Annotated in this window: 3 protein-coding genes; all 3 read left to right on the top strand. The window is 74.7% G+C overall.

From position 1 onward, the window contains the following. Positions 1-42: 42 nt before the first annotated feature. Genes ACFUUZ_RS31470 through purH form a run of 3 tightly spaced genes read left to right on the top strand, consistent with a single transcriptional unit; the run spans position 43 to position 4263 of the window. Positions 43-1986, top strand: a complete 1944-nt coding sequence (locus tag ACFUUZ_RS31470) for a DUF6350 family protein (RefSeq protein WP_378702653.1) — start codon at positions 43-45, stop codon at positions 1984-1986. 28 nt (positions 1987-2014) lie between these two features. Further along, positions 2015-2698: a phosphoribosylglycinamide formyltransferase gene (purN, locus tag ACFUUZ_RS31475; protein ID WP_378702657.1), complete on the top strand. Its 684-nt coding sequence runs from the start codon at positions 2015-2017 to the stop codon at positions 2696-2698. Next, positions 2695-4263: a bifunctional phosphoribosylaminoimidazolecarboxamide formyltransferase/IMP cyclohydrolase gene (gene purH, locus ACFUUZ_RS31480; protein ID WP_378702655.1), complete on the top strand. Its 1569-nt coding sequence runs from the start codon at positions 2695-2697 to the stop codon at positions 4261-4263. The genes purN and purH overlap by 4 nt, the downstream gene beginning before the upstream one ends. The last annotated feature ends 9 nt before the right edge of the window (positions 4264-4272 follow it).

Consider the following 4272-nt stretch of genomic DNA (forward strand, 5'->3'; position numbering starts at 1 on the left):
CCTGACGACGGCGCGCCGGGGCCGGTGCCACGCTGAGGTCCCATGAGCGCCCCCAGAACCACGGCCGAACGCCGCCGTCCGACCCGTCGCGGGCCGGACGGCTCCGGCGGGCCCGAAGGCGGCTGGGCGCTGACCCCGGAGCGGGCGCGGGTGCTGGTGCTGGTCGCCGCGCGGCCCGCCACCTTCGCCCTGACCATCGCCGCCGTGCTCGTCATGACCACCCTGCTCGCCGCGGGCAGCGGCACCGAGGGCGGGGCGGGCGCGATCGCCGCGAGCTGGCTCGCCATCCACCAGGTGCCGCTCACGATCGGCAAGACCACGCTCGGCGCGCTGCCGCTGCTCGCCACCGGGCTGCTGGTCTGGGGGACCGCGCGGGAGTGCGCGCACGCCGTCCGGCCCGGCGCGAACCGGGTCGACCTCGCCTGGATCCTCGGCGCCGCGCTGCTCGGGCCGCTGGTGGTCACCTCCATCTGCATCGCGGTCACCGAGGACGCCTCCGCCGTCGTCGCGCTCCAGCCGCCGAACCCGCTGGCCGCCTTCGCCTTGGTGTTCTTCTGGCACCTGCTCGCCGCGGTGGCCGGGATCGCGACCCGGCTGCCCGACGTCGACCTGCCGCTGCCCGCGGTGCCGGAGTGGGTGCTCGCCGGGCTGCGCGCGGGCGGGCTGATCGTGGTCAGGATGCTGGCCTGCGCGGCCGCCGTGGTCCTGCTCGCGCTGCTCGCGCGCGGCTCCGCCGTGCTCGACGCCTATGCGGGCGCGGACGGGGTGGTCGGCGTGCTCGGGCTGACCCTGCTGTCGATCGGCTACCTGCCCAATGTGGTGGTGGCGACGGTGGGTGTGCTGCTCGGGCCCGGCGCGCAGCTCGGGGGCGCCGAGTTCGGGCTCTTCGGGGTGGTCGGCGGGGCGGTGCCCGGGCTCCCGGTGCTCGGTGCGGTGCCGACCGGCCCCGCGGCGGGCTGGTGGCCGGTGCTGCTCGTGCTGCCCGCCGCGGTGGGGGCGCTGGGCGGGCTGGAGACGGCGCGGAGCTCCGAGGACCGGCTCACCGCGCCCTGGGCCACGCTCACCGCCGCCGGGAGCGCCACGCTGGCGCTGCTGCTGCTCGGTGCGGTGAGCGGCGGGCAGCTCGGGGAGGTCGGGCGGGTCGGCATGCTGCTGCCCGCCTTCGCGGTGGTCGCGCTCGCCTGGTTCGCGGTCTTCGGGTACGCCGGGCTCGTCCTCGGCAGGCGCTGGAACCTCGAGCTGCGGCGCCCGCGCAGGCGGCGGGCGGTGGCGGCCTCCGCGCCGCCGCCCGCGGGCGAGTATGACGACTACGGCTTCGACGCCGGTGGCTTCGACCGGGACGGGTACGACCGCGACGGCTTCGACCCGCACGGGTACGACCGCGAGGGCTATGACCCGCACGGATACGACTCGCACGGCTACGACAGCGACGGGTACGACGCGGACGGGTATCACGAGGACGGGCTGCACGAGGACGGCTACGACGCGGAGGGGTTCGACCGGCACGGCTTCGACCAAGACGGGTACGACGCCGACGGCTACCACCGCGACGAGTACGAGGACGCCGACCCCGATGCCGAGAGCGACGACACCGGGCGCGACGACACCGAGTACCACGCTGCCGAGCACGCCGCGCGCGAGGACGGGGCCCGGCGCGACGACGCCGAACAGGGAGCCGACCGGCGCACCGATGCCCCCACTCCGGGTGCGGTGGCCGCCGACGGCCCGCCGCCGCAACCCCGCGCGGTGATCGCGGCACCGGACCCGGCCGCGCCGGACGGCGCCGACGACGACCCGGAGCACCCGGGCGCCCGCTACCTCGACGCGGACGCCGAGGAGCCGCTCGTCGCCGAGCTCGTCGACGACGAGGAGGCCGTCGTCAACGCGAAGACGCCGCCCGCACCGGGCCCGGCCACCGCGGAGATCGTGGACGCCGAGGTCGTGGATGCCGACCTGCCGGAGGGTGGCCGCACCCCGGGTCGTTAGGCTTCTGGTCGGCGGTGTTCGGCCCACGATCACGTTGCCGCCGTCCATCTCACGCAGGAGTAGAGCGCTGACGTCACCGTCTGTCGACCCGGTGCCCGCCACCGTCGTCGTGCTCGCATCGGGCACCGGTTCGCTGCTCGCCGCGCTGCTGGCGGCCGCCGCAGCCCCGGGCTACCCGGCCAGGATCGTCGCGGTCGGGGTCGACCGCGAGTGCGCCGCCACCGGCCACGCCGACGCCGCGGGCATCCCGAGCTTCCTGGTTCCGCTCGGCGCGTACCCCGACCGCACCGCCTGGGACCGCGCGCTCACCGCCGCGGTCGCGGAGCACGACCCCGACCTCGTGGTCTCGGCGGGCTTCATGAAGATCCTCGGCCCCGCCTTCCTGGAGCGCTTCGGCGGCCGGATCGTCAATACCCACCCGGCGCTGCTGCCCGCCTTCCCCGGCGCGCACGGCGTGCGGGACGCGCTCGCCTACGGCGTCAAGGTCACCGGCTCGACCGTGCACCTGGTGGACGCGGGCGTCGACACCGGCCCGATCCTGGCCCAGGAGCCGGTGCCGGTGCTGCCCGACGACGACGAGGGCACGCTGCACGAGCGCATCAAGGTTGTCGAGCGACGGTTGCTGGCGGAGGTCGTCGCCTGCATCGCCACCCGAGGCATTGTCTCCGACGGACGAAAGGCAGTAATCCCAGATGAGCGAGTACACCGGTGAGTGACCGCAGGCCGATCCGCAGGGCGCTGGTGAGCGTCTACGACAAGACGGGGCTGGAAGAGCTGGCCTCCGGGCTGCACGCGGCGGGCGTCGAGATCGTCTCGACCGGCTCCACCGCGGGCCGGATCGCCGCCGCGGGCATCCCGGTGACCAAGGTGGAGGAGCTCACCGGTTTCCCGGAGACCCTGGACGGCCGGGTGAAGACGCTGCACCCGCGGGTGCACGCAGGCATCCTCGCCGACACCAGGCGCCCCCAGCACCTGGCGCAGCTCACCGAGCTCGGCGTCGAGGCGTTCGAATTGGTCGTGGTGAACCTGTACCCGTTCACCGAGACCGTCGCGGGCGGCGCCACCCCGGACGAGTGCGTCGAGCAGATCGATATCGGCGGCCCGTCCATGGTGCGCGCGGCGGCCAAGAACCACCCGTCGGTGGCGGTCGTGGTGAACACCGGCGACTACGCCGCGGTGCACGCCGCGATCGAGGCGGGCGGTTTCACCCTCGCCGAGCGGACCGCGCTGGCCGCGAAGGCGTTCCAGCACACCGCGAGCTACGACGTGGCGGTGGCGAGCTGGATGCTCAACGTCCGGGTGCCCGGCGTCGCGGGCACCGAGCCCGACGGCTTCCCGGCCTGGATCGGCGGCACCTGGGAGCGCTCCGCGGTGCTGCGCTACGGCGAGAACCCGCACCAGTCGGCGGCGCTCTACACCGATGGCGACGGCCGCACCGGGCTGGCGCAGGCGGAGCAGCTGCACGGCAAGGAGATGTCGTACAACAACTACACCGACGCCGATGCCGCCTGGCGTGCCGCGTACGACCACGACGCGGCCGCGGTGGCGATCATCAAGCACGCCAACCCGTGCGGCATCGCGATCGGCGCCGACATCGCCGAGGCGCACCGCAAGGCGCACGCCTGTGACCCGGTGAGTGCCTTCGGCGGCGTCATCGCGGCCAACCGCGAGGTCACGGTGGCGATGGCGGAGCAGGTGGCGGAGGTCTTCACCGAGGTCATCGTGGCGCCGAGCTACGCGGACGGCGCGGTGGAGGTGCTGCAGCGCAAGAAGAACGTGCGCATCCTGGTCGCCGCGGCGCCGCAGCGGGCGGGCGCCGAGCTGCGCCCGATCAGCGGCGGGGTGCTGCTGCAGCAGCGGGACATCCTGGACGCCCCCGGTGACGACCCGGCGAACTGGACGCTGGCGGCGGGCGAGCCCGCCGACCCGGCCACCCTCGCCGACCTCGCCTTCGCCTGGCGGGCCTGCCGCGCGGTGAAGTCGAACGCCATCCTGCTCGCCGACGACGGGGCCTCGGTCGGCGTCGGCATGGGGCAGGTGAACCGGGTGGACGCGGTGCAGCTCGCGGTGCAGCGCGCAGGGGACCGGGCCAAGGGGTCGGTGGCGGCCTCGGACGCCTTCTTCCCCTTCCCGGACGGGCCGCAGCAGTTGATCCAGGCCGGGGTGCGGGCCATCGTGCAGCCCGGTGGGTCGGTTCGCGATCAGGAGACGATCGATCTGGCCCGCGAGGCGGGCGTCACCGTCTACCTGACCGGAGCGCGCCACTTCGCGCACTGAGAAGGTAGT

This window comes from Nocardia sp. NPDC057353 (assembly GCF_042667085.1).
Lineage (GTDB): Bacteria > Actinomycetota > Actinomycetes > Mycobacteriales > Mycobacteriaceae > Nocardia.

Excerpts from the sequence above, each read along its gene's own strand:
- ACFUUZ_RS31470 (WP_378702653.1), top strand. The coding sequence starts at position 43 with ATGAGCGCCCCCAGAACCACGGCCGAACGCCGCCGTCCGACCCGTCGC.